The sequence below is a fragment of the Streptomyces sp. CB00455 genome (assembly GCF_001905445.1).
GTDB lineage: Bacteria > Actinomycetota > Actinomycetes > Streptomycetales > Streptomycetaceae > Streptomyces.
The window spans coordinates 955,512-977,967 of record NZ_LIVQ01000001.1 but is presented as its reverse complement, the minus strand read 5'-3'; the positions used below and the strand labels follow the sequence as shown (position 1 = coordinate 977,967).

The 22,456-nt window shown below is 73.2% G+C and carries 22 protein-coding genes, 1 tRNA gene and 1 pseudogene; 17 read left to right on the top strand and 7 right to left on the bottom strand.

The features are described from left to right. Positions 1–199: 199 nt before the first annotated feature. Positions 200–1,303 carry a magnesium and cobalt transport protein CorA gene (locus AMK16_RS04485; RefSeq protein ID WP_242438575.1) on the top strand — a complete coding sequence of 368 codons (1,104 nt, stop codon included), beginning with the start codon at positions 200–202 and terminating at the stop codon, positions 1,301–1,303. Between the two features lie 221 nt (positions 1,304–1,524). Here the strand turns inward: AMK16_RS04485 and AMK16_RS04480 are convergent. Then, a pseudogene (locus tag AMK16_RS04480) lies at positions 1,525–1,784 on the bottom strand (potassium-transporting ATPase subunit C); the annotation flags it as partial. A gap of 22 nt (positions 1,785–1,806) precedes the next feature. Then, on the bottom strand, positions 1,807–2,430 hold the full coding sequence (locus AMK16_RS04475) for a LysE/ArgO family amino acid transporter (protein WP_073908785.1): 624 nt from the start codon (positions 2,428–2,430) through the stop codon (positions 1,807–1,809). 69 nt (positions 2,431–2,499) lie between these two features. Here AMK16_RS04475 and AMK16_RS04470 point away from each other — a divergent pair, with 69 nt between their 5' ends. From AMK16_RS04470 to AMK16_RS04445, 6 genes are all read left to right on the top strand, one after another. Then, a complete protein-coding gene (locus AMK16_RS04470) occupies positions 2,500–3,417 on the top strand; it encodes a LysR family transcriptional regulator ArgP (RefSeq protein WP_073908782.1) in 918 nt (305 codons plus the stop codon). A 10-nt stretch (positions 3,418–3,427) separates the two neighbouring features. Beyond that, positions 3,428–3,820 (top strand): TOBE domain-containing protein, encoded by a 393-nt coding sequence (locus tag AMK16_RS04465; RefSeq protein ID WP_073908779.1) that lies wholly within the window; start codon positions 3,428–3,430, stop codon positions 3,818–3,820. A 113-nt stretch (positions 3,821–3,933) separates the two neighbouring features. After that, positions 3,934–5,016, top strand: coding sequence for a magnesium/cobalt transporter CorA (gene corA / locus AMK16_RS04460; protein ID WP_073908776.1), 1,083 nt, complete (start codon positions 3,934–3,936; stop codon positions 5,014–5,016). Positions 5,017–5,187: 171 nt separating this feature from the next. Beyond that, entirely contained in the window at positions 5,188–6,036 is an 849-nt protein-coding gene (locus AMK16_RS04455) for a chitosanase (RefSeq protein ID WP_199885339.1), read from the top strand. A gap of 364 nt (positions 6,037–6,400) precedes the next feature. After that, complete coding sequence (locus AMK16_RS04450; protein ID WP_073908772.1) at positions 6,401–6,754, top strand: DUF805 domain-containing protein; 354 nt, start codon at positions 6,401–6,403, stop codon at positions 6,752–6,754. A 227-nt stretch (positions 6,755–6,981) separates the two neighbouring features. After that, positions 6,982–9,201, top strand: coding sequence for an NADP-dependent isocitrate dehydrogenase (locus AMK16_RS04445; protein ID WP_073908769.1), 2,220 nt, complete (start codon positions 6,982–6,984; stop codon positions 9,199–9,201). 323 nt (positions 9,202–9,524) lie between these two features. Here the strand turns inward: AMK16_RS04445 and AMK16_RS34860 are convergent, their stop codons facing one another. After that, complete coding sequence (locus tag AMK16_RS34860) at positions 9,525–9,986, bottom strand: hypothetical protein (RefSeq protein WP_143196793.1); 462 nt, start codon at positions 9,984–9,986, stop codon at positions 9,525–9,527. A 469-nt stretch (positions 9,987–10,455) separates the two neighbouring features. Between AMK16_RS34860 and AMK16_RS04435 the strand changes: the two genes are divergently transcribed. Both AMK16_RS04435 and AMK16_RS04430 read left to right on the top strand, forming a co-directional pair. Next, positions 10,456–12,072 (top strand): glycoside hydrolase family 71 protein, encoded by a 1,617-nt coding sequence (locus AMK16_RS04435; protein WP_073908763.1) that lies wholly within the window; start codon positions 10,456–10,458, stop codon positions 12,070–12,072. Between the two features lie 329 nt (positions 12,073–12,401). After that, positions 12,402–13,556, top strand: a complete 1,155-nt coding sequence (locus AMK16_RS04430) for an aminotransferase class V-fold PLP-dependent enzyme (protein ID WP_073908759.1) — start codon at positions 12,402–12,404, stop codon at positions 13,554–13,556. Positions 13,557–13,560: 4 nt separating this feature from the next. On the opposite strand, the gene cobF is transcribed toward AMK16_RS04430, so the two are convergent. Then, on the bottom strand, positions 13,561–14,313 hold the full coding sequence (cobF, locus tag AMK16_RS04425; RefSeq protein ID WP_073908756.1) for a precorrin-6A synthase (deacetylating): 753 nt from the start codon (positions 14,311–14,313) through the stop codon (positions 13,561–13,563). Between the two features lie 18 nt (positions 14,314–14,331). Here cobF and AMK16_RS04420 point away from each other — a divergent pair, with 18 nt between their 5' ends. The 4 genes from AMK16_RS04420 to AMK16_RS04405 are packed head-to-tail and all read left to right on the top strand — an operon-like array spanning position 14,332 to position 17,666. Next, the gene (locus tag AMK16_RS04420; RefSeq protein ID WP_073908754.1) at positions 14,332–15,090 is read left to right on the top strand and encodes a (Fe-S)-binding protein; all 759 of its coding nucleotides are present in this window, start codon (positions 14,332–14,334) and stop codon (positions 15,088–15,090) included. Positions 15,091–15,119: 29 nt separating this feature from the next. Continuing rightward, the gene (locus AMK16_RS04415; protein ID WP_073910455.1) at positions 15,120–16,634 is read left to right on the top strand and encodes a lactate utilization protein B; all 1,515 of its coding nucleotides are present in this window, start codon (positions 15,120–15,122) and stop codon (positions 16,632–16,634) included. Continuing rightward, positions 16,631–17,269 carry a LutC/YkgG family protein gene (locus tag AMK16_RS04410; protein ID WP_073908751.1) on the top strand — a complete coding sequence of 213 codons (639 nt, stop codon included), beginning with the start codon at positions 16,631–16,633 and terminating at the stop codon, positions 17,267–17,269. Before AMK16_RS04415 ends, AMK16_RS04410 begins: the two co-directional genes overlap by 4 nt. Positions 17,270–17,273: 4 nt before the next feature. Further along, positions 17,274–17,666, top strand: coding sequence for a VOC family protein (locus AMK16_RS04405; protein ID WP_073908749.1), 393 nt, complete (start codon positions 17,274–17,276; stop codon positions 17,664–17,666). Between the two features lie 43 nt (positions 17,667–17,709). On the opposite strand, the gene AMK16_RS04400 is transcribed toward AMK16_RS04405, so the two are convergent. Next, positions 17,710–18,231 (bottom strand): DUF309 domain-containing protein, encoded by a 522-nt coding sequence (locus AMK16_RS04400; protein WP_073908746.1) that lies wholly within the window; start codon positions 18,229–18,231, stop codon positions 17,710–17,712. A 93-nt stretch (positions 18,232–18,324) separates the two neighbouring features. Here AMK16_RS04400 and AMK16_RS04395 point away from each other — a divergent pair. From AMK16_RS04395 to AMK16_RS04385, 3 genes are all read left to right on the top strand, one after another. Then, positions 18,325–18,398 (top strand) — tRNA-Pro (locus AMK16_RS04395). Between the two features lie 318 nt (positions 18,399–18,716). Continuing rightward, the gene (locus AMK16_RS04390) at positions 18,717–19,085 is read left to right on the top strand and encodes an STAS domain-containing protein (RefSeq protein ID WP_073908743.1); all 369 of its coding nucleotides are present in this window, start codon (positions 18,717–18,719) and stop codon (positions 19,083–19,085) included. Positions 19,086–19,161: 76 nt separating this feature from the next. Further along, positions 19,162–19,617 carry an ATP-binding protein gene (locus AMK16_RS04385; RefSeq protein ID WP_073908740.1) on the top strand — a complete coding sequence of 152 codons (456 nt, stop codon included), beginning with the start codon at positions 19,162–19,164 and terminating at the stop codon, positions 19,615–19,617. Here the strand turns inward: AMK16_RS04385 and AMK16_RS04380 are convergent. Together AMK16_RS04380 and AMK16_RS04370 are read right to left on the bottom strand one after the other, a co-directional pair. Then, positions 19,595–20,182, bottom strand: coding sequence for a hydrolase (locus AMK16_RS04380; protein ID WP_073908737.1), 588 nt, complete (start codon positions 20,180–20,182; stop codon positions 19,595–19,597). The two genes, AMK16_RS04385 and AMK16_RS04380, sit on opposite strands and share 23 nt — an antisense overlap. A 256-nt stretch (positions 20,183–20,438) precedes the next feature. Next, complete coding sequence (locus AMK16_RS04370; RefSeq protein WP_073910451.1) at positions 20,439–21,002, bottom strand: dihydrofolate reductase family protein; 564 nt, start codon at positions 21,000–21,002, stop codon at positions 20,439–20,441. Between the two features lie 240 nt (positions 21,003–21,242). On the opposite strand from AMK16_RS04370, the gene AMK16_RS04365 reads away from it, so the two are divergent. Beyond that, a complete protein-coding gene (locus AMK16_RS04365) occupies positions 21,243–22,292 on the top strand; it encodes an enoyl-CoA hydratase/isomerase family protein (protein WP_073910447.1) in 1,050 nt (349 codons plus the stop codon). The last annotated feature ends 164 nt before the right edge of the window (positions 22,293–22,456 follow it).

Here is a 22,456-nt window from a genome sequence, read left to right as displayed (position 1 = left end):
CGCGACTGGGAGGTTCACCACACATCGGGGAACTCACCTGCCTTTCGCTGCGCACGGGACATGGGCCATCGAGCAGGGTATACCCGCCGCGAGAACGCCCGGGACGCCTCCTCGCGGCACACGCCGAGGGGGACGTTCCGGCGCCGCCGCCGCGCCGGCGCCCACCCCGGTCAGGGACGCGGGTGATCACCTGGCGGTCGTGGGTAGGTTGCACCTCTACGCATCGGACAAGGCACAAAGGGACAAGAGGCAGCACATGGCGGCGGAGCGGGGTGGCGAGGGCGGCGGGGGCGGTGCGGTTCTGCCGTCGGCGGTGGTGGACTGCGCGCTCTACGAGGACGGGCACCGCATCCCCGGCCAGGTGACCCTGGACACGGTCATGAAGCGCATAGACCCGCGGGAGGGCCGGTTCGCGTGGATCGGTCTGTACGAGCCCACCGAGGAGCAGCTCCAGGAGGTCGCCGAGGCGTTCGGCCTGCACCCCCTCGCCGTGGAGGACGCCGTCCACGCCCACCAGCGGCCCAAGCTGGAACGCTACGGAGACATGCTGTTCCTGGTGCTGAAGACGATCGTCTACGTCGAACACGAGACGGTCACCGCGACCAGCGAGATCGTCGACACCGGCGAGATCATGGTCTTCGCCGGCCCCGGCTTCGCGATCACCGTCCGCCACGGCAGCGCCCCGCCGCTGGATGACGTGCGCCGACAGCTCCAGGACGATCCGCAGCAGCTGGGCTGCGGACCCGCGGCCGTCCTGCACGCGGTGGCGGACATGGTCGTCGACCGCTACGTCGAGGTCGCGGACGCCTTCGCCGGCGACGTCGACACCCTGGAAGCCGAGGTCTTCTCCCCGGGCCGCCCGGTGGACGCCGGGCGGATCTACCAGCTCAAGCGCGAGCTCCTCGAATTCAAGCGCGCCGTGATGCCGCTCGCCGGCCCCCTGCAGCGCCTCGGTGAAGGCGCGGTCCCCGGGGTCCCGTCGGAGGTCGCCACGTACTTCCGGGACGTGGCCGACCACCACCAGCGGGTCAGCGAACAGATCCTGTCCTTCGACGAACTCGTCTCCGGCATGCTCAGCGCGAGCATCGCCCAGCTCGGCGTCCAGCAGAACGCCGACATGCGCCGCATCAGCGCCTGGGCCGCACTCATCGCCGTCCCCACCATGATCGTCGGCGTCTACGGCATGAACTTCGAGCACATGCCCGAGCTCAGGTCCCCGTACGGCTACCCCGCGGTCTGGGGCTTCATGGCGATCGTGTGCACGGTCGTCTACCGGGCGCTGCGCCGCAACAAGTGGCTCTAAGGGCTGTCCCGCAATCCCCGGCGGGCGCACGACGACAGCTACGGCACCTCGCTGCGTTGTCGGAACGCCCGAATACGCCCAGTATGAGGACGCCCCTCCGCCTTGCAATGCACCGCATCTGACGGCGTGGGCTGATCCACCGGGGATTCCGGGACAGCCCTTAGTGCGGCGACCGGAAAGCTTCACCGGGTCGCGGCTCCCGGCCGGTGCGTCGGGGGACGTCAGCTCGTGGAGAGCGCCTTCAGGGCGATGTTGAGTTCGAGGACGTTGACGCGCGGTTCGCCCATGAAGCCGAGGGTGCGGCGGCGGTGTGGTCGGTGGTGTGGTCGGCTACGAGCTTCTCGACCTGTGTGACGTCGAGCTTGTTCCGCTCGGCGACCCGGTGGACCTGGAGCTTGGCGTACTCGGGGGAGATGTCCGGGTCGAGGCCGGAGCCGGAGGAGGTGACGGCGTCGGCCGGGACGTCCTTCGGTTCGACCTGGCCCCCGTCGTGGGTCCAGGGGTCAGGCGCGGGCGAGGAGGAGGCCGCCCATCGTGAGCATGGTCGCGGCGACCAGGCCGTCCAGTACGCGCCAAGCGGCGGGTCGGGAGAGCAGGCCCGTGAGCAGGCGGGCGCCGTAGCCGAGGGTGGCGAACCAGGTCAGACTGGCCAGGCCGGCGCCGATGCCGAAGGCCCAGCGCAGGTCACCCCGGTCGGCCGCGAGGGAGCCGAGCAGCAGGACCGTGTCCAGGTAGACGTGCGGGTTCAGCCAGGTCATGGCCAGGCAGGTCAGCACGGCCCGGCGGCCCGAGCCGGCCGCGGCCCCCTCCGCGCTGAGGGCGGCCTCGGGGCCGGGCCGCAGCACCCGCCGGGCGGCGAGGACCCCGTAGCAGACGAGGAACCCCCCGCCGGCGAGGCCGACCACCGTCAGCGCGGCGGGCCATGCGGTCACGAAGGCGCCGACGCCCGCGACGCCCAGAGCTATCAGCAGGGCGTCGGACAAGGCGCAGATGGCGACCACGGCGAGCACCGTGTGGCGGCGGGCGCCCTGGCGCAGGACGAAGGCGTTCTGCGCGCCGATGGCGACGATGAGGGAGAGTCCGGTGCCGAAGCCGGCGAGTGCCGCCGTGATGATGCCGTGAGTCATGGCTCCGACCGTAGACAGCGGCAGCGGTACAGTACAGCTAAGGATTTTCACGTACCTTTAGCGTTCGTGATGGATGAGCTTCCCCTCGACCAGGTCCGGACCCTGCTCGCCGTGGTGGACGAGGGCACCTTCGACGCGGCGGCGGCCGCCCTGCACGTGACGCCGTCGGCGGTCAGCCAGCGGGTCAAGGCGCTGGAGCAGCGCACCGGACGGGTGCTGCTGATGCGGACGAAGCCGGTGCGGGCCACGGAATCGGGTGAGGTGGTCGTCCGTTTCGCCCGGCAGCTGGCCCGGCTGGAGCGTGACGCGCGGGCCGAGCTGGGGATGGCCGAGGGGCTGGGCCCGGTGCGGCTGCCGATCGCGGTGAACGCCGACTCCCTGGCCACCTGGTTCCTCCCGGCGCTGGCCCGGGTGCCGCAGGACCCGCCGGTCTGCATCGAGCTGCACCGCGAGGACGAGTCGTACACCACCGCACTGCTGCGGGAGGGCCAGGTGATGGCGGCGGTGACCTCCTCGCCGGACCCGGTGGCCGGGTGCAGCGTACGGATGCTGGGCCTGGCCCGGTACCACGCCGCCGCCGCCCCCGCCTTCGCGGCGCGCCACCTGGCGGGGGAGCCGGGGCAGGACCTGCCGCGGGCCCCGGTGATCGTCTTCGACCGCAAGGACGTGCTCCAGGACGTCTTCGTGAGGTCGCTGACGGGGGACGCGGCGGCCTCCGCCGGGCCGGTGCGGCACTACGTGCCCACCTCGGAAGGGTTCCGGGACGCCGTCGCCGCGGGCATGGGGTGGGGGATGGTGCCGGAGCAGCAGGCGCATCCGCTGGTGCGGACGGGAGAGCTGGTCCTGCTGGCGCCCCGGCGTCCACTGGACGTCCCCCTGTACTGGCAGCAGTGGAAACTCGACTCGCCGGCGCTCTCCACGGTGGCGCAGATCATCGCCGGGGCCGCGGCGCAGGCGCTCCGGGGGCCTTCGGCGGGCGGCGCCTAAGCTGCGGGGCATGGAGTCCTACACGATCGGCCAGGCGGCGCGACTGCTCGGCGTGAGCGTCGACACGGCCCGGCGCTGGGCGGACGCCGACCGCTTCCGCACACGCCGGGAGGGTACGCGGCGAATGGTCGACGGCCCGGACCTGGCGGCGTTCTGCGTGGAGGCCGCCCAGGAGAGCGGCGACGGCGAGGAAGCTCCGTACACCTCGGTGCGCAACGCCTTCCCGGGGATCGTCACCGGCGTGAAACTGGGCGCCGTGGACGCACAGGTGGAGATCCAGGCCGGCCCGCACCGCATCGTCTCGCTGCTCACGCGGGAGGCGGTGGAGGAGCTCGGCCTGGTAGTGGGTGCCCGCGCCACGGCGCGGGTGAAGTCGACGAGCGTCTTCATCGACCGGGCCTGACCCGGGCGGTTGCCGCGGGTGAAGGCCCGGCAGGGCGCTCGGCGCCGTGGGAGCTGCCCGGGAGGGATGGCACACTGGCCGGTGTTCAGCCGAAGAGGAGCACGTCGTTGTCCATGTTCAGCAACCTCCGCCGGGTCGTGCGCCGCGGCTACCGGCGGGCCGTCGACCTCAGCCACCCGGCCCGCTCACCGCTCGGCAGCGCCGTGGTCAACTGCGTGGTCTACCGGGACGGCGTCCGCCAGGACGGCTGCTCGGAGGCCGAGGAGGCGCTGCGCCGCGTCCGCAAGACGGGCGACGGCTTCGTCTGGATCGGCCTGCACGAACCCTCGCAGGAGGAGCTGGCCGGGCTCGCGGAGCTGTTCGGGCTGCACCCGCTCGCCGTCGAGGACGCCGTGCACGCACACCAGCGGCCCAAGGTCGAGCGGTACGACGACACGCTGTTCTCCGTCTTCAAGACGGTGCGTTACGTCGAGCACGAGGAACTCACCGCCACCAGCGAGGTGGTGGAGACCGGCGAGCTGATGGCCTTCACCGGCGAGGATTTCGTCATCACCATCCGGCACGGGGGCCACGGCACGCTCGGCCCGGTCCGCGAGGCCCTGGAAGCCGATCCGGAGCAGCTGGCCAAGGGCCCGGCGACCGTCCTGCACGCCATCGCCGACCACGTCGTGGACGACTACCTCGCCGTCACGGACACGGTGCAGAACGACATAGACGCCGTCGAGACCGCGGTGTTCAGCGAGGACGGCGGACGCGGTGACGCCGGCCGGATCTACCAGCTCAAACGCGAACTGCTCGAACTGCGCCGGGCGGTGGCGCCCCTCGGCCGCCCGCTGGAGCAGCTGGCCACCCAGCCCGTACCGGTCATCCCGCCGGAGGTCCGCGCCTACTTCCGCGACGTGGCCGACCACCTCACCCGGGCCACCGAACAGATCGGCGCCTACGACAACCTGCTCGACTCCATCCTCCAGGCGCACCTCGCGATGGTGACGGTCGCGCAGAACGAGGACATGCGCAAGATCACGGCGTGGGCGGCGATCGTCGCGGTGCCGACGATGGTCTGCGGGGTCTACGGCATGAACTTCGAGCACATGCCCGAACTCCACTGGAGGTATGGGTACCCGCTCGTCCTCGTCGTCATGGCGCTCGCGTGCGTCGTGATCCACCGCGGCTTCCGGCGCAACGGCTGGCTCTGACGCGGGCGGACGAAGAAGGGGAGGGGCGGGTCGCCGGCGGCGGGCCGCCCCTCCCCCCGTACCCGGGCCCGCCAAGTGCTGCGCAAAGCCCGGGACTTGAGGCGTGGCGAACTCTGGTAGTAAAGTTTCCTAACGAAACCGGGAACGCCTCAACTCTCCCATGGAGGCCTTGTGTTCGCCCCTCACCGCACATCACTGGTGATCAGCACACTGCTCGGCAGCGCCCTCCTCGCCGTACCGGTCACCGCCGCCGGCGCCACCCCCGCCAAGGCGACCGCGGCCACGGCCGCGACCGTGACGGCGGCCGCGGCCGTCGGGCTCGACGATCCGGCGAAGAAGGACATCGCCATGCAGATCGTCTCCAGCGCGGAGAACTCCTCGCTGGACTGGAAGGCGCAGTACAAGTACATCGAGGACATAGACGACGGCCGCGGCTACACGGCCGGCATCATCGGCTTCTGTTCCGGTACGGGCGACATGCTCGACCTCGTCGAGTACTACACGCAGGTCAAGCCGGGCAACGTGCTCGCCAAGTACCTTCCCGCCCTGCGCAAGGTCGACGGCTCCGACTCGCACGCCGGCCTCGACCCCGACTTCACCAAGGACTGGGCGAAGGCGGCCCGGGACGCCGAGTTCAAGAAGGCCCAGGACCACGAGCGCGACCGGGTCTACTTCAACCCGGCGGTCAAGCAGGGCAAATCCGACGGGGTCGGCGCCCTCGGCCAGTTCATCTACTACGACGCCATCGTCATGCACGGCGACGGAGGCGACTCCACCAGCTTCCGCAACATCCGCAAGCGCGCCCTGTCCAAGGCCAAGCCCCCGGCCCAGGGCGGCAACGAGACCACCTGGCTGAACGCCTTCCTCGACGCCCGCGTCTGGGCGATGAAGCAGGAGGAGGCGCACAGCGACACCAGTCGCGTCGACACCGCGCAGCGCGTCTTCCTGAAGAAGGGCAACCTCAACCTCGACACCCCCCTCGACTGGAAGGTCTACGGGGACTCCTTCCACATCGGCTGACGCACCGCCCGCGGGGCGCCGACCGCCGCGCTCCGGGCCCGGGCCCCTCCTCAGGGCCCGGGCCGCGGCGCCTCGTCCGGGCCTTCGCCGGGCGCTCCCGGCGCGTCGCAGTGCGGTAACGATCTGCGGGCCCACCGGCACCGCCGCGATGACCCAAAGCGACCCCGCAGCCGGGACGTTACGGACTTCCCGGGACACGGCGCCCCTGTCACCTCCGGCCAAAGGGACTTTCCGTACCGGAAATCGGCCCGTGCGGCCGAAATGGTGTCGCCGGAACTGGCTTGACCGCGCCATAAGCGGGGCATAAGTTCTGCCCCGGCTTGCTCCAGCAGGACGGGCCGAAATTCCGTCCTCTGGGGGGACCATGCACTACTACACCGACGTCCTGAAGAAGTACACCGAGTTCTCCGGCCGCGCGCGCCGCCAGGAGTACTGGATGTTCGTCCTCTTCAACCTGATCGCCCTGATCATCGTCGCTGTCATCGACAACCTGATCGGCACCTACCCGCTGCTGTACGCGATCTACGCCCTGGCCGTGTTCCTGCCGAGCCTCGCGGTCGGCGTCCGCCGCCTGCACGACACCGGCAAGTCCGGCTGGTGGATGCTCATCAGCTTCGTCCCCCTCATCGGTGGCATCTGGCTCCTCGTCCTCATGGCCACCGAGGGTCAGCCGCAGCCGAACGAGTACGGCCCGAGCCCCAAGGCCGTCCACGTCTGACCTGCCCCGCAGGTCGCAGTGCCTGAGCGTCGCCCCGGCCGGAAACGGCCGGCAGGCGGCGCTTTCGCCGTTCCCGGGGCCCGGCGGGCGAGACGGTCACGCGCAGGCGTGACACGCGTCTCCCGCAGACAGGGGCGGGGGGCTGTCCGGACCGGCCCGATCACGAGATATCTTGATGTCGAGCAATGTTGCAGACGAGAGACGCAGACTGTGGAGCGGAGCATCCGGTGACTGACTCGACCATCATCTACACGCACACTGACGAGGCCCCGGCCCTCGCGACGTATTCGTTCCTGCCTGTGATCCAGGCGTACGCGTCGACGGCCGGTGTGAATGTCGAGACCCGTGACATCTCCCTGGCCGGTCGGATCATCGCCAGCTTCCCCGAGTACCTCGAGGAGAGCCAGCGGATCGCCGACGCCCTCGCCGAGCTCGGCGAGCTGGCGAAGACCCCCGAAGCGAACATCATCAAGCTTCCCAACATCTCGGCCTCGATCCCGCAGCTCAAGGCCGCGGTCGCCGAGCTCCAGGCCCAGGGCTACGCCCTGCCGGACTACCCGGACGACCCGAAGAGCGACGAGGAGCGCGAGATCCGCGCCCGCTACGACAAGGTCAAGGGCAGCGCCGTCAACCCGGTCCTGCGCGAGGGCAACTCCGACCGCCGCGCTCCGGCCTCGGTCAAGAACTACGCCAAGGCCCACCCGCACCGCATGGGCGCCTGGACCTCCGAGTCGAAGACGAACGTCGCCACCATGGGCGCCGACGACTTCCGCTCCACCGAGAAGTCCGCCGTGATGGCCGAGGCCGGCACGCTCCGCATCGAGCACGTCGCCGCCGACGGCGCCACCACCGTCCTGCGTGACTCCGTACCGGTCCTGGCCGGCGAGGTCGTGGACGCGTCCGTACTGCACGTCGACGCGCTGCGCACCTTCCTGAACGACCAGATCGAGCGCGCCAAGTCCGAGGGCGTCCTGTTCTCCGTGCACCTCAAGGCCACGATGATGAAGGTCTCCGACCCGATCATCTTCGGCCACGTGGTCCGCGCCTTCTTCCCCAAGACCTTCGCGCGGTACGGCGAGACCCTCGCCGCCGCCGGCCTGTCCCCGAACGACGGTCTGGGCACCATCCTGAACGGCCTCGCCGCGCTCCCCGAGGCCGACGCGATCAAGGCGTCCTTCGACGCCGAGATCGCCGCGGGCCCCGCGCTCGCGATGGTCGACTCCGACAAGGGCATCACCAACCTGCACGTCCCGAGCGACGTCATCGTCGACGCCTCCATGCCGGCCATGATCCGCACCTCCGGCCACATGTGGGGTCCGGACGGCGCCGAGGCCGACACCCTCGCGGTCCTCCCGGACAGCAGCTACGCCGGTGTCTACCAGGCCGTCATCGACGACTGCCGCGCGCACGGCGCCTTCGACCCGTCCACCATGGGCTCGGTGCCGAACGTCGGCCTCATGGCCCAGAAGGCCGAGGAGTACGGCAGCCACGACAAGACCTTCGAGATCGCCGCCGCGGGCACCGTCCGCGTCGTCGACGCCGAGGGCAACGCGGTCCTGGAGCAGGAGGTCGCCGCCGGCGACATCTTCCGCGCCTGCCAGACCAAGGACGCGCCGATCCAGGACTGGGTCAAGCTCGCCGTCACCCGCGCCCGCGCCACCGGCAACCCGGCCGTCTTCTGGCTCGACGAGGGCCGCGCGCACGACGCGCAGCTGATCGCCAAGGTCAAGACGTACCTCGCCGACCACGACACCGACGGTCTGACCATCAAGGTCCTCTCGCCGGTCGAGGCCACCGCGTACTCGCTGGAGCGGATCCGCCGCGGCGAGGACACCATCTCGGTGACCGGCAACGTGCTGCGCGACTACCTGACCGACCTCTTCCCCATCCTGGAGCTGGGCACCAGCGCCAAGATGCTGTCGGTCGTCCCGCTGATGAACGGCGGCGGCCTCTTCGAGACCGGCGCCGGCGGCTCCGCCCCCAAGCACGTCCAGCAGCTGGTCAAGGAGAACTACCTGCGCTGGGACTCGCTCGGCGAGTTCCTCGCGCTGGCCGTCTCCTTCGAGCACCTCGCCACGACCACCGGCAACGCCCGCGCCCAGGTGCTGGCCGACACCCTGGACCGCGCGACCGGCACCTTCCTCAACGAGGACAAGTCGCCGAGCCGCAAGCTGGGCGGGATCGACAACCGCGGCAGCCACTTCTACCTCGCCCTGTACTGGGCGCAGGAGCTGTCCCGCCAGACCGACGACCCGAAGCTGGCGGCGGCCTTCGACCCGCTCGCCAAGACGCTGGCCGAGTCCGAGCAGCGGATCGTCGACGAGCTGATCGCGGTACAGGGCGCCCCGGCCGAGATCGGCGGCTACTACCGGCCCGACGCCGCCAAGGCGTCGACGATCATGCGTCCGTCCGCGACCTTCAACGAGGCCATCGCGACCCTGGGCTGATCCGCCCCCGGATCCGCCGCCCCGGAGCCGCCGTCCGGAGCCGCCGTCGCGGCTCCGGGGCCCGGTCCCGGCAGCCCTACGCCTATCGCCCCGGCCGGCACCCGCCCGGCCGGGGCGCAGCCGTGTCCGCGGCCGTCCGTCACGGCCACGACGCGGGACCGCGGCATGCCCCGTGACCCGCGGTGCACGGGGGGTCGGCCCGCGCCGGATCCCGGCGCGGGCGCGGGCTCCGGCCGCCCCCGGCGCCCGGGCGGCGGCGGCCGGGAGCTCGCGGCCGGTGGTGCAGCCGTCGCGTCGGTGTTGCACGCTCCGGCCCCCGGACCTCAGAGCCGGTGGACCCGTTCCTGTTCGAAGCCCAGCGGGGACCGACCGGCCGCGAGGATCCGCACGCCGGGGGCTACGTCGAGCAGGCCCCGCAGCCACGCCGCGGCGTCGGGGTGCAGCTCCTCGGTGCCGTCCAGGACGAGCAGCATGTCCCGTTCGGCCAGCCACGAGGCGGCGTTCGCGGTCCCGCACGGCAGGAAGGGCATGCCGGGTACGCAGCCGAGTTCGGCCGTCAGTTCGCGCACCCCGTAGCCGCCGTGGTCCGGATCGAAGGCGATGGCCGCGACCCCGTCGTAGAAGTTGGACGCGAGCCGCCGGGCGATCTCGCGCACCAGCACGCTCCGTGGTCCGCGCAGGGCGCCGGTCACGGACAGCACGCGCCCGCGGCGCACGGCGGCGAGCAGCCGTGACATCTCACCGGACGTCACCGGCAGCGTGCCGCACGGCCCTGGTTCCCTCATCGGCACGATGCCCCCCATTGCATGCGTGACCAAGCGCGGCAACAGGGTCGATTCGAGCCGCGTGACGACGATTATGCGCCGCTTCTGCCGTAAGGCCAGGGGAATTTCGCATTCCGTCGGCCGGGACCGAGCCGCCTCCGGTTTCCCGCGGCGTCGATGATCCCGTAGACGTCGCCCAGGAGGTCACGGGCGCCGGGCTCCCGGGCCCGGCGTAGTGCGCATGGTCCCCGTGACGTACGCGTCCGGGCCCGGGCGCCTGCGAACGGTTGTCCGGAAGCCGGTTGTGGGCTGTACTGCTGTGCAGCCCCGACCGGGGCATATGCGCGGGAGGGACACGATGACTGCGGACCGGGGAACGGACCGGCGAGCGCGGGGGCGGCGGGCGCGACAGCGGGTGCGCAGGCCGGCCGGGCCGGGGTCGCACCGGCGCAGACCCGGCTTCCGGGGACGCAGACCGCTGCTGCTCCTGATGACCGGCTTCCTCCTCGTCGGCGTGTGTGCGGCCACCGGCATCGCCTGGGACCCCTTCGGCGCGGCCGCCGGCCAGGCCGGCCCGGTTCCCCGCGCCGGCGCGCCGTGGCCCACCGCACCGACCGCGGCCGCCGAGACCGCAGGCCCCGCACCGGCCGCCCCGCAGTCCACCGGGGTCGAGCCGCAGACCGAGGGAGCGGCCGCCGAGGGCACCCCCGAGGGCGCGGCCGAGACCGGCGCCGAACGCCCCGCCGGAGCCCTGCCCTTCGACATGCCCCAGCCGGCCGCCCTGCGCTCGGGCGCGGCGGGCAGGAAGCTGGTCTTCGCCCACTACTTCACGCCGTACCCGCTCTCCCTCGACAACGTGAGCGCGGACGGCGACTACTACACCCGCAACTACCTCGACCCGGACGGCGAGAGCGGCAAGCACGAGAGGTACGGCGGCCTGCTGCGCGACCGGCCGCTGCCCACACCGCCCAAGGGCGGCGACTGGGAGTACGCCAACCTCCGCCAGGAGGTGCGCACGGCCCGCGCGGCCGGCATCGACGGCTTCACCCTCGACGTGCTGTCCCTCTCCGGCAAGAACTGGGACCGCTCCAACCTCCTGATGGCGGCGGCCCGTTCGGTGGATCCGTCGTTCAAGATCATGTTGATGCCGGACATGACCTCGCTCAAGACCGACGACCCCGCCGTCCTCGCCGACGCGATCGCCACCCTCGGCGGCGCCCCCGCCGCCCACCGGCTCCCCGACGGACGGCTCGTCGTCTCGCCCTTCAAGGCGGAGGCCAAGAGCGCGGCCTGGTGGACCCGGGTCATGGACGTACTGAAGTCCCGGCACGGCATCCGCACCGCCTTCGTCCCGCTCCTCCTCGACTTCGGCGCGCACAACGGCGAGTTCGCCCCGATCAGTCACGGCTTCTCGGAATGGGGCAGCCGCAGCTACGTCGGCCAGGAGGGCAACACCCGTGACGTGCAGCGTGCGCACGGCATGGGCAAGATCTGGATGCAGCCCGTCTCGGTGCAGGACGCCCGGCCCAACCAGGGCATCTACGACGAGGCCGGGAACACCGCGACCCTGCGCTCGACCTGGACGCACGCCATCGAGGACGGCGCCGACTGGGTCCAGCTCACCACCTGGAACGACTACTCGGAGGGCAGCCACTTCGCGCCCTCGCTGCACAACGGCTACGCCTACCTCGACCTGACCTCGTACTACCTGACCAAGTTCAAGACGGGCAGCTGGCCGAAGATCGTCCGGGACACGCTGTACCTCAGCGCCCGCACCCAGTTCGCGAACGCCGACCCGACGGGCGACCAGTCCCTGATGATGGCGCTGCGCAAGGGCAGCGCCGCCGCCCGCGACACCGTGGAGGTGCTCAGCTTCCTCGCCGAGCCCGCGACGGTGCGCACGGCCACCGGGTCCGCCAAGAGCAGTCACCAGGCACCCGCGGGAGTCCACTGCGAGCTGTTGCCGCTGAAGACGGGCACCGCCACGGCGGCGGTGGTACGGGACGGCAAGGCCGGGGCGGACGTGAAGCTGCCCTTCCCGGTGGATCCCAAGGTGGAGGTCCAGGACCTCCAGTACTACGCGGCGACCAGCGGCCGCGCCCAGTAGCCCCCGGGCGGGTCCGTCATGGAGGGCCGGTCCCGGCCCGGGGGGCCGGAGCCCTGCCTACTCGGTCGGCGGCCGGACCGGGCGGGGCCGGGCCGGGCCGGACCACGCCGGATCTGACCGGATCTGACCGGACCAGACCGGATCATGCCGGGAGCGGCCGGACGGACGGGGTACCGGTCACGGCGGCGCCGGGAGATGATCCGCAGGACAGCCGCACCACGCCACGCCGCACCACGCCACGCCGCACCAGGCCACGCCGCACCAGGCCACGCCGCACCAGGCCGCGCCGCACCAGGCCGCGCCGCGAACGCCGCACCCCCGGAGGACCCGTGACCGAGCCGACCCTCCCCGCCGAGCCGCCCGCCGGGTTCCCCGGCGGCCCGGGGCTCTTCCGCCTCGACCCGGGCGTCGCCCACTTGAACCACGGCTCCTTCGGCGCGGTCCCCGTCCCCGTCCAGGAGGCCCAGGCCGCGCTGCGCGCCGAGGCCCACGCCGACCCCGACGCCTTCTTCCTCGCCGTCCCCGACCGGCTCGCCGCGGCCCGGACCCGGATCGCCGCGCACCTGGGCGCCGACCCCGACGGCATCGCCTTCATCGCCAACGCCACCGAGGGCGCCAACCTCGCCCTCGACGCCATCCCGCTCGACGACGGCGACGAGATCCTCGTCACCGACCACGGCTACGGCACCGTGGTCGCGGCCGCCGCCCGCCGCGCACCGGTCACCACCGTGGCCCTGGACCCCGGCCTACCCGACGAGGACGCCGTCCGCGAGACCGTACTGGCCGCCCTGACGCCCCGTACCCGGGTCGCCGTCCTGGACCACGTCAGCTCGCCCACCGCCCGCCTCATCGCCGGCCCCCGGCTCCTCGCCGACCTCGCGGCGCGCGGGATCACCACGGTCGTCGACGGCGCCCACGCCCCCGGGATGCTCGCCGAGCCCCTCGCCGGCGGCGCCGACTTCTGGTTCGGGAACCTCCACAAATGGGGCTACGCCCCGCCCGGCAGCGGGATCCTCGCCGTCGCCCCGCAGCACCGCGGCCGCATCCGGGCGCTCGTACCGTCCTGGGAGGACCAGCACGGCTTCCCGCGGTCCGTCGAGAACCGCGCCACCGCCGACTACACCGGCTGGCTCGCCGCGCCCGAGGGCCTGGACCTCCAGCAGCGCCTCGGCGCCGACCGGGTGCGCGCCCACAACAGCGCCCTCGCCGCCCACGGCGCCGCGCTGCTCGCCCAGATCCCCGGCCTCGCCGCGCTCCCGCACACCCCCGGCCTGGCCATGCGCACGCTGCGCCTGCCGCCCGGCGTCGCCCAGACCCAGGACGGCGCCCGCGCGCTGCGCGAGGAGCTCGCCGCGCGGCTGCGCGTCCGGGTGCTGATCTGGGCCTGGCCGGGCGCCGGCGGCATCCGGATCTGCGGGCAGATCTACAACCGGCCCGGGGAGTACGAACGCCTGGCGGCCGCCCTCCCCGACTACCTGCGATGAGCCCTCAGCCGCGCCTGAGCAGGTAGGTGTCCATGATCCAGCCCTTGCGGGCCCGGGCCTCGGTGCGCAGCTCCTCGATCCGCCCGGCGACGTCGGCGAGCCGGCCCGAGACCAGGATCTCGTCCGGCGTGCCGACGTAGGCACCCCAGTAGATGAACAGGTCCTGGTCCAGGTGGGCGGTGAAGGCGTGCCGCGCGTCGAGCATCACGACCACGTCGTCCACCCCGTCGGGCCAGCCCTCGGCCAGCCGCCGCCCGGTGGTGATCTGGACCGGCCGGCCGACCCGGTTCAGCTGGGTCCGGTGCCGGGCCAGCAGCGCCGAGACGCTGCTGATGCCGGGGACCACCTCGTGCTCGAAGGCCACCCGCCCCCGCTCCAGCACCTCGTCCAGGATGGCGAGCGTGGAGTCGTACAGCGAGGGATCGCCCCACACCAGGAACGCCCCCGTCTCGCCCTCCGCCAGGTCCTGCGCGATGAACCGCTCGAAGAGCTCGGCCCGCGCGCTGCGCCAGCCGTCCACCGTCGGGGTGTAGTCGGCGGGGGCCCGGTCCCGGTCCGGGTCGCGGCCCTCCACCAGCCGGTGGCCGGGGCGCGCGTGCTCGTCGAGCATCGCGCGCCGCAGCCCGGTCAGGTCCGCCTTCTCCTCGCCCTTCTCCAGGATGAGGAATGCGTCCGCCGCGCCGATCGCCCTGACCGCCTGGAGGGTCAGGTGGTCAGGGTCGCCCGCGCCTATGCCGATCACTGAGAACTTCTTCACCCGGCTATTCTGCCCGTCATGCGTGTCGCCCTGTTCGTCACCTGCGTCAACGACGCGCTCTACCCCCGCGCCGGCATCGCCGTCGTCCGCCTCCTGGAGCGGCTCGGGGTCACCGTGGACTTCCCGGCGGCCCAGACCTGCTGCGGGCAGCCCCAGTACAACACCGGCTACCGGCGCGAGGCCGAACCCCTGCTGCGCCGTACGGCCCGGGCCTTCGCCGGGTACGCGTACGTCGTCACCCCCTCAGGGTCCTGCGCCGCGATGATCCGCGAGAACTACCCGCGCATCGGCCGCAGGGCGCAGGCCGAGGGGCGCGGGGCGGAGCTCTCCGGCCTCGCCGGATCCCTGGCGCCGCGGGTGTACGAACTGACCGAATTCCTGGTGGACGTCCTCGGCGTGAGCGACGTGGGCGCGTACTTCCCGCACACCGTCACCTACCACCCGTCCTGTCACGGCCTGCGGAGCCTCGGGCTGGGGGAGAGGCCGCGGCGGCTGCTGGCCGCGGTCAGGGGCCTGGACCTGGTCGAGATGCCCGGCGCGCAGGAGTGCTGCGGCTTCGGCGGCACCTTCGCCGTCAAGAACCCGGACGTGTCGGCCGCCATGGGCACGGACAAGATCGGCAACGCGGTCGCCACCGGCGCCGAGGTGCTGTGCGGCGCCGACAACTCCTGCCTGGCCCACCTCGACGGGCTGCTGCGCCGGGCCGGGGCCCCGCTGCGGACCGTGCACCTCGCCGAGATCCTGGCCGCGACCGGGGACGAGGAGCACACACCGTGACCGCGCGAGCCGACCGCACCTTCCTCGGCATGCCGGCCGTCCCGGCCTTCCCAGGCTCCGCTGCCGCCTCCGGCGCGCCGGCCGCTGCCTCCGCCTTCCCGGCCTTTGCGGATGCGGCGCGCGAGGCCGTACGGGACGAGGTGCTGCGCGGCAACCTCCGGCACGCCACGCACACCATCCGCGACAAGCGCGCCCGCGCGGTGGCCGAACTGTCGGACTGGGACCGGCTGCGCGCGGCGGGCAAGGCCGTCAAGGACCACACGCTGCGCCACCTCGACCGCTACCTGCTCCAGCTGGAGGCGGCCGTCACGGCGGCCGGCGGCACCGTCCACTGGGCGGCCGACGCGGCCGAGGCCAACCGCATCGTGACGGACCTCGTCCTCGCCACCGGCGAGCGGGAGCTCGTCAAGGTCAAGTCCATGGCCACCCAGGAGATCGGCCTCAACGAAGCGCTGGAAGCCGCCGGGATCACCGCGTACGAGACGGACCTCGCCGAACTGATCGTCCAGCTCGGGCACGACCGGCCCTCCCACATCCTGGTCCCCGCCATCCACCGCAACCGCGCCGAGATCCGCGACATCTTCCGCTCGCAGATGGGCAACTGGGGCCGGCCCTCGCCCGACGGGCTCGGCGACGACCCGCGCGAGCTCGCCGAAGCCGCCCGCCTGCACCTGCGCGAGAAGTTCCTGCGGGCCGAAGTCGCCGTCTCCGGAGCGAACTTCATGGTCGCCGAGACGGGCACGATGGTCGTCTTCGAATCCGAGGGCAACGGCCGGATGTGCCTGACCCTGCCCAAGACGCTGATCTCCGTCGTGGGCATCGAGAAGGTCGTCCCCACCTTCCGGGACCTGGAGATCTTCCTCCAGACGCTGCCGCGCTCCTCCACGGCCGAGCGGATGAACCCGTACACGACGATGTGGACCGGTACGACCGACGGCGACGGCCCCTCCGCCTTCCACCTCGTCCTCCTCGACAACGGCCGCACCGACACCCTCGCCGACGACGTCGGCCGCCAGGCCCTGCGCTGCATCCGCTGCTCCGCCTGCCTCAACGTCTGCCCCGTCTACGAACGCGCCGGCGGCCACGCCTACGGCTCCGTCTACCCGGGCCCCATCGGCGCCGTCCTCAGCCCCCAACTGCGCGGCACGGGCAGCGCGATCGACGCCTCCCTGCCGTACGCCTCCACCCTGTGCGGGGCCTGCTACGAGGTCTGCCCCGTCGCCATCGACATCCCCGAGGTCCTGGTCCACCTGCGCGAACGGGTGGTCCAGGGCGGCCCGGTGACCCGCGACGGCATCCGCGTCACGATCCGTCCGGCGCACGGCCACGCCGCCGAACGGGCCGCCATGCGCGCCGCCCGGCTGCTCCTGGACCACCCCGGCACGCTGCGCACCGCCCAACGCCTCCTGGCCCGCGCCCGCCGGCTGCGCCCGCGCCGCCTGCCCGGGCCGGGGCGGGCCTGGACCGACAGCCGCGAGCTGCCCGCCCTCCCGGCCGAGTCCTTCCGCGCGTGGTGGGCCCGGGAACGGGAGGCGTCCCGATGAGCAGCAAGGACCGCATCCTGGCCCGCGTCCGCCGGGCGACGGGCGACCGGGGCCCGGAGCCGGAACCCGCGGTCCCCCGGGACTACCTCCAGGTCCACGGCGTGCGCACCCCCGCAGAGCGGACCGCCCTGCTGGCGGCCAACCTCGCCGAGTACCGCGCGAAGGTCCACCGCAGCGACGAGGACGCGCTCCCGCACCTCCTGATGCGGCTGCTCGCCGAGCGGGACGCGCGGCAGGTGCTGATCCCGCACGGCTTGCCCGCGGGGTGGACGGCCGCCGTCGACGCCACCCTCGTCCATGACCGCCGCGCCTCGACCGCCCGCCAACTCGACCTCGTGGACAGCGTCGTGACCGGCTGCGCCCTGGCCATCGCCGAGACCGGCACGATCGTCCTCGACGGCGGCCCCGCCCAGGGCCGGCGCCGCATCACGCTGGTCCCGGACCACCACGTCTGCGTCGTCCGCGTCCCGGACCAGGTGGTGGACTCCGTCCCCCAGGCGCTGCCCCTGCTCGATCCCACCCGTCCGCTGACCTGGATCTCCGGCCCCTCCGCGACCAGCGACATCGAGCTCGACCGGGTCGAGGGCGTCCACGGCCCCCGGACCCTCGACGTGGTCCTGCTCGGCGCACAATAGGGCCATGCCCGCACACATCGCCCTCACCACCCTCGTGGTCCACGACTACGACGAGGCCATCGACTTCTACACCCGCGCCCTCGGCTTCGACCTCGCCGAGGACACCGCCCGCCCCGACGGCTCCCGCTGGGTCGTGGTCCGCCCGCCCGGCGCGAAGGAGGCCGCGCTGCTGCTGGCCCGCGCCAAGGACGACGCGCAGCGCTCCCGGGTCGGCGACCAGACGGGCGGCCGCGTCGGCTTCTTCCTCCACACCGACGACTTCGCGCGCGACCACACCCGGATGACCGCCGAGGGCGTCCGCTTCCTGGAGGAGCCCCGCCACGAGGCGTACGGTTCCGTCGCCGTCTTCGAGGACCTGTACGGCAACCGCTGGGACCTCCTGCAGCCCGCGCAGTGACGAACGGGCGGGACGGCCGCCCAGCGCCGGCGCTGTGGCCGCACTAGGGGGCGCCAGGCAGGCCGCCCCCGAGCCGTGGTGCCTCCCGTACGGGATCGACCGGGGGAACGCCGTCCCGCGGTCCGCCTTCCCGCCGCCCGCCGTCCTCCACGCGGCCGGCCAGCTCCCGGGCCCACCGGACCATCCCCGGCACGTCGATCCCGTACGGTCGCCCGTCCAGCCCCTCGATCCCGGCGGCCCCGCGCCGCAGCAGCCGGGCCCCGCCGACCGTGTTCCCGCGTGCGGCGTGGGTCAGCCCGACCGCGAGCTGCGCGAGCCCCCGCCAGAGCGGGGCCGCCTCCGCGGGCCCCGACTTCCAGGCGTCCTCGAACACCTCGTGCGCGTGGAACGGCATCCCGGCGTCCAGCAGCCGCTGCGCCTCGCGGACGGTCTCCCCGGCCGAGCGCACCACCCCCTCGGCCTGCCGCTCGACCCCGGGCACCCCGTACGGCAGCGGCCGCCCCAGTCCGTCCCGCGGCCGCGCGCTGCGCGCCCGCCCCTCGTCGTCCCGATCCCGTGCGTTCACCGCTCCATCCTCGCCCCCGCCGATCACCGGTGCGTGCACACCCCTCGGCGTGGGGTAATGTTCTGCATGTGCCGCCGGGACACCGGGGCACGACGGGACGTGGCGCAGCTTGGTAGCGCACTTGACTGGGGGTCAAGGGGTCGCAGGTTCAAATCCTGTCGTCCCGACTCGAAAGAGTCGCAGCTCAGAGGCCGTATCGGAGAAATCCGAGACGGCCTCTTTGTCGTTTCCGGGACCCCGGCGTCACCGGTGCCGTGGGCCGGTCGGCGTGGCAAGTGCCCGGTCCGGCCGGGGACATGGGCCGCTGCGGGACCGCCGGGCGCTGCACCGGCCGGACCCGAGCCGGACTTCCGGCCGGCGGGCCCGCGCGCCGCGGGCGGGCCCGGGGGCGGGGGTGCGCGGGCGGGGGGACCGGCTGGGCCGGGGGAGGCGTATCTCCGTGGCTTCGGGGAAGGTGCAGGGACGTGACGGAAGGGTGATGCCGGATGGTGCCCGGAGCCGACAACGATCGTTTCACCGTCGCGGTGCGAGCCGCCGACGTGGCAGTCGTCCTCAAGCTGGCGGGAGAGCTCGACCACGACACCGCCCAGCCCCTGCGCGCCGCCCTCGACGCGGCCGTCGCCCGGGGCGGCCGCCTGGTGGTCGACCTCTCGGGACTGGGCTTCTGTGACTCGACCGGACTGAACGTGCTCCTGCACAGCCGGCTGTCCGCCCAGGAGGCGGGCGGCACCCTGGAGCTGGCCGGGCTGCGCGGGTCGGTCGCCCGGATGTTCCGCATCACCGGCGCCGACGCGGTCTTCCCCGTCCACGCCGATGTCGCCCAGGCCCTGGGGACGGGCGGCCCGCCCCGATAGCGCCCTGCCGCGCGCGCGGGCACGTCGACCTCGCGCGGCCACGTCGAGCTGTCGACACGGAGGAGTCTGAGGCGTCATGGAAGAGCGGAGGTCACCCGACCGGACCTGGTACCTGGTACTGGACGGGGCCACCGACGTCGTGACGCGCAGCCGGGACTTCGCGCGGCGGGCGCTGGCCGCCTGGCACTGGCTCCCGGCCTCGACGCAGGCGGGACGGGACGCCGCCGAGGACGTCCTCCTGCTGGTGTCCGAGGTGGTGTCCAACGCCTGCCTGCACGGGGGCGGTCCGAGCGCGCTGCTCCTGGACTGTGACGAGGAGCGGCTGCGGATCGAGGTCACCGACGGGAATCCGGCGCCGCCCGTCCCCTTGCGCTCCCGGGCGGCGTCCCGGCCGGGTCAGCCCGGCGGGCACGGACTGGTGATCGTGGACCGGCTGGCCCGCAGGTGGGGATCGCGGCCCGCCCCGGACGGCAAGTGCGTCTGGCTCGAAGTATCCGCTCCCGGGGCGGTCACGCGTCCAGAGCCGCGATGACCTCGTCGGTGGCGCTGACCCTGCCGATCCGCGGGAAGATCTTGCCGAAGGAGTGGGCGTGGGAGTCCGCGTCGGTGTCGGCGGTGGCGTCCTCCACGAAGACCAGGTCGTAGCTGAGCTCCCAGGCGGTGCGGGCGGTGGATTCGACGCCGACGCTGGTGGAGATGCCGGCCAGGACGATCCGGTGGATGCCGCGCCGGCGCAGCTGGAGGTCCAGCTCGGTCCCGGTGAAGGCTCCCCAGTGGCGCTTGGTGACGACCACGTCGCCCAGCGGGGCGAGCTCGGCGGGGATCTCCGAGAACGAGGGCGGCGGGGCTGACGCCGGCCCCGGGCGGTCCACGTTCACGGTGGGCAGGTCGCCTCCGTCGGGGGACCAGGCCACCTTCACCAGCACCACGGGCAGCTTGCGGGCGCGGAACGCCTCGGCCAGCGCGATGCCCTTCTTGAGGACCTCGGGGGCGGGCCTGGTGGTGGGCAGACCCAGGATGCCCGTCTGGAGGTCGATGAGGACCAGGGCGGTGTCGGTGCCGAGGACGAGGTGGTCGGGGTTCGGTCCGGCGGTCACGGAGTCTCCTTGGGGGCTCGGGCGGGTTGCGCGGGGGCGGCAGGGGCATCGTCGGCCCACTCCTCGGCGAGGCGGCGCAGCAGCGGAACGGCCTCGCCGAGCAGGCGCTGCCGCCCCGGCCGGCCTCCGGCTCGCGGCGGTGTGCGCGCTGCGGCGCGCCGATCCGGCCGGTCCGCCGGGGCCGGCCGCACTGGCCACCGCCTCGGGCGCCGGAGCCGGCGCCCCTGAGCCGGCTCTTCCGGGAGATGCCCGGATTCTACGGGCGCCCGTAGCGCAGGAGCACGACGCCGTTGCCGAAGGTGCGGGTGCCCTCCAGGCGCAGCGGAACCGGGGCTCCGTCGACGGGCGGGAAGAGCGGCTTGCCGCGCCCGATCCGCACCGGGTGCACGTAGATCCGGTACTCGTCCACGAGGTCCTGGCGCAGGAACGCGGCGGCGAGGTCGGCCCCGCCGAGCGCGAAGTCACCGCCGGGAGCCGCCGCGAGGGCGGCGACCTCCTCCGGGACGACGTCCCGCACGATCGTGGTGTTCCAGTCGGCACGGTCGAGGCTGCGGGAGTACACGTATTTCGGCATCTCCCGCCAGATGCCCGCGAACTCGGCCATCGGCCCGGCGTTCGCCGGGTCGGCGTCGGCGGTCGGCCAGAACTCCGCCATCAGCTCGTACGTCACGCGGCCGCTGAGGAAACCGCCCATCGTGCGCAGCTCGTCGTTGAAGTGCTGGTGCAGCTCGTCGTCGACGACGTGCCAGTCGATCTGCCGATCGGGCCCTTCGAAGAAGCCGTCCAGGGACACCGACATCATGAGGATGATCTTCCGCATGGTCGCCCAGGCTACGCCCACGGACCGCCCGGCACCCGCCACGGCGCGGGCCGCGGAGGTGCGGAGATACTGGGCGGCGTGAAGACCGAAGACGATCACGACCAGAACCACGGGCACGACCGCAACCGCGCCGCGCGGGGCGGGAGCGACGGGCACGACCGGAGGCGCGCGCACGGCCGGGGCGACGGGCACGACGGGAACCACGAGCGCGGTACGGGCGACGGTCACGGCCGGGGTGACGTGCAGGGCGCGCACGATGACGGCGCCGTCCTGCTCCAGTGCCAGGGCCGGACCGGAGTGATCACCCTCAACCGCCCCAGGGCCCTCAACGCCCTCACCCACCCCATGGTGCTGCGGATCGACGAGGCCCTCACGGCCTGGGCACAGGACCCGGCCGTCGACCAGGTCCTGATCCGCGGCGCGGGTGAGCGCGGGCTGTGCGCGGGCGGGGACATCCGGGCCATCCACGACGACGCCAAGGCCGGCAGCGCCGCCTCCGCGGACTTCTGGCGCGACGAGTACCGCCTCAACGCCCGCATCGCCCGCTACCCCAAGCCGTACGTCGCCCTCATGGACGGCATCGTCATGGGCGGCGGCGTCGGCGTCTCCGCCCACGGCGACGTCCGCGTCGTCACGGAGCGCTCCCGCGTCGCCATGCCGGAGACCGGCATCGGCTTCGTCCCCGACGTCGGCGGGACCTGGCTGCTCGGCCGGACGCCCGGCCTGCTCGGCACCCACCTGGCCCTCACCGGCGCGGCCGTGGGCGCCGCCGACGCGCTGCTGTGCGGTCTGGCCGACCACTTCGTCCCCGCGGACCGGCTGCCGGAGCTCGTCGCCGCTCTCGCCGCGGAGCCCGCCCACGAGGTGCTGCCGCGCTACGCCGCCACGCCCCCGCCCGGTGTGCTCGCCGACGGCCGGACCTGGATCGACCACTGCTACGCCGCGGACACCGTCGAGGAGATCGTCGGCCGGCTGCTCGCCCGGAAGGAGCCCGCCGCCGTGCGGGCCGCCGCGGCGATCCTGGCCAAGTCGCCGACGGCGCTGAAGGTCACCCTCGCGGCCCTGCGCCGGGCCGCGGCCCTCGGATCCCTGGAGGCGGCCCTGGCCCAGGAGTTCCGCGTCTCCTGCAATGCGCTGCGCTCGCCCGACCTGGTGGAGGGCATCCGGGCCCAGGTGGTGGACAAGGACCGCGATCCGCGGTGGTCGCCGGCGTCCCTCGCCGAGGTCGCCGACGCGGACGTGGAACGGTTCTTCGCCCCGCTCGCCGCCGGCGACCCCGGCTTCGGCTGAGCGGAGACGCCGCGGCGGGCCACCACCCGCCGCGGTGCGCACGACCCCGGCGCGGCCCCAGCAAGCGCTCGACCGCCGGACATCCGTCCGCCGCTCGACCGCCGGCCGGACATCCGTCCGCCGCTCGACCGCCGGCCGGGCATCCGTCCGCCGCTCGACCGCGG